This window comes from Centipeda noxia ATCC 43541, assembly GCF_000160555.1.
Taxonomy (GTDB): Bacteria; Bacillota; Negativicutes; order Selenomonadales; family Selenomonadaceae; genus Centipeda; species Centipeda noxia.
Genome location: NZ_GG749284.1, coordinates 1 through 4654 on the forward strand (window position 1 = coordinate 1; position 4654 = coordinate 4654).

The 4654-nt window shown below is 58.0% G+C and carries 1 protein-coding gene; it reads right to left on the reverse strand.

Annotated elements, in window-relative coordinates:
- The coding region (locus HMPREF7545_RS09830; protein ID WP_006695594.1) for a two-partner secretion domain-containing protein at positions 1-4654 on the reverse strand (4654 nt) is incomplete at both ends.

Genomic DNA, 4654 nt, shown 5'->3' on the forward strand with positions numbered 1-4654 from the left:
TGACCTTGTCTCCCTGCACCTTGCTCCCGAGGATATCCGTATCTTTGCCGGAGACAATAACCGCATTCTCCTCTGCACGGATGAGGGCAGAGGAGTAGGAGGTGTGGGTCTCCTTGCTGTTGCCTTTGGCTCTGTTTACATTGACGCTGATGTCGCTGAGTCCGTTTATGCCAAAGGAGGCCCCGACGCTTGCCGAGCTGTATTTATTCGCGGTGGTGGTAACGCTCGTGTTTTCTCCCGCTTCCAGGCGCACGTTCCCCTTGGCTGCGAGGGAGACGTCCTTGCTCTCGACGGTGGAACCCTTGACGGTGAGGTCGCGCTCTGCAGCAGTGAGATTTGCAAGCTCTCCTGCGCGGATCATGCTGCCCGCATATTCTCTCGTGACGTTCTCGCTCCGATTGTAGGATCTGCTCGTGCCAAGGCTGAGATTGAGCGAGGGAGTATAGGATTTGTCTAGGGCAAGGGCATTCTTCCCGAAGTAGTCGTGGATGAGGCGTCCGGTTCTCCATGCATAGGCGGCTTTCAGACGATCATCCTCAACCTCGCCCATGCGCTTTAAGGGGGCATAGAATTCCTGTCCGAGATCGATGAGGCCGTGTCCGAAGCTGACGGTAAGGCCGGAGGTCTTCACCTCCTTGGTATAGCTCTCGCGGTAGACGTTCTCCCTGCCGTCGATGGTGGTCTCCTTTGCGGTGACGGATGCTTCTTTTCCTGCGAGCACATTGGCAGAGGTCAGATGCGCCGTCTCTCCTGCGGTGAGGGAGACATTTCCGCCAAGGGCAGCAATATTTGTTCCCTGTTGGGTTGTCGCTTCTCTGTCATGATCGGTCTTCGTGCGCTGTGTGCCGATCGTAAAGCCGAGTCCGCCGGAGGAGAAGATGCCGGATTTCTTGACCTCCTTGTAGTGATCGAGCCGTGCATAGTTCTCGGCAGAGCTTAAGGTCAGGTTCCGCGTTGCAGAGATGTTTGCACTGCCGTCTGCGATGACATTTGCCGCCTGGAGCTCTGCATCTTTTGCCGCGGAGATATGGATGTTCTTTCCGGAGATGTTGGCAGAGAGTGCCGAACGCTCCTCGCTGTCGGTGCGGATGGTGGTGGTCTTGCTGGAGAATAGGCCGCGCTCTTTGTACCGTATGGCGTAGTGATCTTCGGCAGTCTCGGTACCTGCGGTGATGTTTACATCGTTTCCGGCGGTAAGGGAGACGTCTGCATTCTTGCTTGCAATAGCTGCCGCTCTTGCGCTCAGGTCATTTCCTGCGGCAAGACTTACATTGCCGTCTGCTTGGATCTCTGTCACAAACTCGGTGCCGCGCTTTGTCCGCAGATAGTTCGAAGAGTCGAGGGTCATGTCCTTTTCGCTTTGGAGTCTCTTGGTATCGAGGACGATGTCGTTTCCTGCCGTGAGCTGAATGCTGCCGTTTTTGCCCTGTGCGGAAAGATTTGCGCCCGTGAGCTCAATGTTCCTTCCTGCGCGCATCAAAAGGGTGCCCTCATCGTTTTTGACGGAAATGTTTGCCGTCTGATCAAGGGCGTCCTGATGGGGCAGTTTCTCTGTGGTGCTCTCTGCGTAGATATTATCCTTCGCATCAAGGAGAACAGAGGACTCTCCCTGAATGGTGCCGGTGGTCTTTAGGTCGGTATCTGAGGTAAGGGTTACATCTTTGGCAAGAATCAGCCCTTCGTTTTCGATGTCTCCTGCATGTGCGCGGATGTTCTCGGCGTAGAGGGTGCCGGCATTTTTGAGTGCTTTTGTTGTTTCGACACTGATGTTTTTCGCGGAGATGAGACTGCCGCCTGCGGTGAGTCTCAGACCGTTTGTGTTTTTCATATAGAGAACGGGATAGACGGCGCGTTCTTTTTTGCCGCGGACATAGACCTCGCGCTCCTCGAGCCAGATCATGTCGGAGGTGAGCGCCTCGATCTGCTCTTTGGTCAGTGCAACGCCGGGGGCGATGTTCATCTCCGCGGCATACGAAATACCCGCATCCATGAGTGCCTGGAATGCGGCTTCATCGTCGGTATAGCCGTCGAGGTGCCGTTTGCCGGTCCGGCGGAGGATTTGCTCAGCGAGAAGCTGCTGCTCGTAGAAGCCGTCGCCGATTCTCTTGGGGACTTTGTCGGGATCCCATCTGAGGCGCTGGTACATGTAGTCGGAGGAGAGGAATTTACGCCGGTCGGTGAAGGCGGGATCGGTCTCGATGAGATATTTGGCCGTGCTCTCGGGGTGCACGCGGTAGAGGGCGCTGACGAGGAGATGTTCGGGACCCTCGGCGCCGCTCCCTTTGGCAAAACCGTCCGGTGCAAGACCGAAGGGGGAGAGGGCGTTATGGATGCGCCTTCTCTGCTCGTCGGTGAGATTCTCGCGGGCGATGCCGCCCTCATAGAGACCAACACCGATGGGGGAAGGTTCGCTGCGGGCAACTTCGGGCGTCATAAAGACAGGGGACTTGTAGCGGCGCTGACGTCCTTTGCGCGGCCAGGGCGGTCTCCTCGTGTAGCTGAACTGTGTGGTACCGAGTGCGACGGTCTGTGCCTGCTGTTTCTTTGCCTCCTGTGTGAGGGCGCCTGTTGTATGGAGCGTTCCGCCCGCGATGATGTTGCTGTCACGGTTTACTGTATCGCCGTGCAGCTCGATGCTGCCGCCCGCGCGGATGTTGCCGGGCATGGATGAGGTGACCTGTTCCTCTGAGGTCTGCGCATAGGTCTCGATGACGGTGAGAAGATCGATCTTTTGCCCCGCGGCCTCCTCAATGGGCGCATTGTATTTCTTCGCCGCTTCGTTGTGGGCGGCGATTTTTTCGTTGAGCTGCGCGAGGATGCCTTGGTACTGCGTGTCCCAGGCTGCCTGTGCAGGATCTCCGTTTTTGGGGCGCGGCGTGTTCATGGACGTGACGCCGAGTTCCTTGAAGATGGGATCGTCGTAGTCGTAGTTCGGCGCAAGGGTGCCGATGAGTTCCTCGGGGACAGGGGCCTCGCCGTTTGCGATCTCCTCGGGCGTGAGCGGGCGGATCTTTTCGTAGGCCGCAGGTTCATAGATGGGTTTTAGGGGCACTTCGCTGTGATAGGCGCCGTAGCCGCTGCCAAGGTCGCTGAACTCACTTGCGGGAAATACCTTTCCCTCTTCTTTGTGCCCCTGCTCATTGATAAGAATCTTGGTAGGATTGTAGTGGCTCTCGGTGACGACGCGCTTTGCCGCAAAGGCGGCGTTCTCGTTCCTCACGACGGGCGCGGTGATGGTCATATTTCCCTGTGCTTCGATGCGCGCGCCGTGGTTCTTTAGTTCTTCGTTTGCCGTGAGAGAGAGATCTCCGCCGGAGTAGAGGAGGGCGCTGCCGCTGTTCTTGATGCTCTCTGCACTGAGCGTCAGCTCTTTTCGTGCGGCAATGACGCCCGCGGGTTTTTCCGCAAGGGCAGTCTTGGTCTTCTCGACGATGGCCTGCTGCACGTCGTAGGCTCCATGTGCTGCACCGATCTCTTCGTTGTAGCGGTCAACAATGGAATGGAGGTTTCTCCCTCCAAACTTTCTTCTGGCTGGCTCGTGCATTAGGATGCTCTGGTGCGCTTCTTCGACTGCAGCTTCTCTTTCTTTGAGCACTTTCATTTCTTTTGCAAGGCGCTCCTCAAGGGCTGCATCGGTTTCGTTGGTGATGGTCTTTGCCTGGATGCGGATCGTGTCGCCGTAGATTCTGCCGTCTGCGCTGTTCGTGAGTGCTGCCGCTGTGACGGTGGTGTCTTTGCCGCCGTAGATGAGGCCATGGTTTTCGATATCCTCGGCGCGGACGGAGGCGGTCCCGTCGCTGTAGAGGCTGCCGGAGGTTCTGAGGTTGCCGTTTACATCGAGGGAGACGGCGCGCGTGGCGCTGACTGTTCCCCGGAGGTTGACGCCGAGTCCTTTCTCGGTGCCGACGAGTTCGACACGGCTTGCATACATGCCGCCGATGTCTGCAAGGTCGATGGCATAGGAGGGCGCAGAGCGAAGTGCGCTGTCCGAGGAAGTAATGGGCGTAACACTTCCGTCTCTGCCGATGTCGTTTATTCCTGCGACGATCTTTGCATGGTTCGCCCAAATACCTGCGTTGACCTCAATGGCACGCGCATAGATCTCGGCGGAATCCGCACCGCGCGCGTCAAGTCCCTTCCCGGTGATGAGGGCGTGCCCGTCCTCCACGCGAATCCCGGTGAAGTTTCCTGCAGCATCGATCTGACTGCGTCCGGTGGCAAGGATGGCGCGGGAGGTATTTAAAAAACCAGCGCCGTCTGCGAGGATTCCGTTCGGATTCGCAATGACGACGCTGGCTTTGGCTCCCGCGACCTCGAGGAAGCCGCGGAGTTCGGAGGGATTTTTGCTTGTTACCTCGTTGACGATGATGCGCGCCGGCCCGCCGATAAGGTTCGGATTGCCCTCGATGTACCCGGCGAGCTGTGTATTGGCGAAGAGGAAGGCGTTATTGAGGATGGCACCGCGCTCCGGGACGCTGAAGGTGTCGTAGCGGTTGAGGGAGACCTCACCGGAGGGCGCCGTGATCTGAACAAGAGGAATGCCGCTGCTGCCCGCCTCGGTGACGACGGGGCGCTGGGCTGCGGGGGCGGAAGGATCAGCGACGATGTCCTCCGCAAAAACAAGAACCGGCTGCACCGTGAAGATCCCAAGCGT